Raw genomic sequence first — 505 nt, forward strand, 5'->3', positions numbered from 1 at the left:
GACCGCACCCAGGCGCCCTCGGGCGCGGGCTATGCGCTGGAGAACCGTCTGGTGCTCTCGCGCGCCTTCTCCGACCTCTACAAGTCGATGAACGTGCCGCGCGTCGCGCCATTCTTCGAGGCCTTCCGCGACAGCCTGCGCGCGCGCGCCGACCGCGACGAGCCCAGGATCGGCGTGCTGACCCCCGGCAGCTTCAGCGAGACCTATTTCGAGCACGCGACGCTGGCGCGCTATCTCGGTTTCCTCCTGGTCGAGGGCGACGATCTCGCGGTCAGCGACAACCGTATCCACATCCGCACGGTCGCCGGGTTGAAGCGCCTCGACGTGCTGCTCCGCCGCGTCGATTCCAATTCGCTCGATCCGCTCGAGCTCGATGCCTCCTCGCATCTCGGCGTCCCCGGCCTGATCGACGTGCTGCGCAAGGACGGCGTTGTCGTCGCCAACATGCCGGGCTCGGGCGTACTGGAGGCGCGGGCGCTGCTCGGCTTCCTGCCGGCGCTCAGCC

At 69.3% G+C, this 505-nt stretch carries 1 protein-coding gene; it reads left to right on the forward strand.

Annotation, left to right across the window (positions count from 1 at the left end; translation table 11 throughout):
- Positions 1 to 505, forward strand: a 505-nt coding sequence (locus MOV75_RS41595; RefSeq protein ID WP_247008695.1) for a circularly permuted type 2 ATP-grasp protein, incomplete at both ends; no start/stop codon positions are given.

Origin of the sequence: Bradyrhizobium sp. PRIMUS42, assembly GCF_023006515.1 — a bacterium.
Classification (GTDB): domain Bacteria; phylum Pseudomonadota; class Alphaproteobacteria; order Rhizobiales; family Xanthobacteraceae; genus Bradyrhizobium.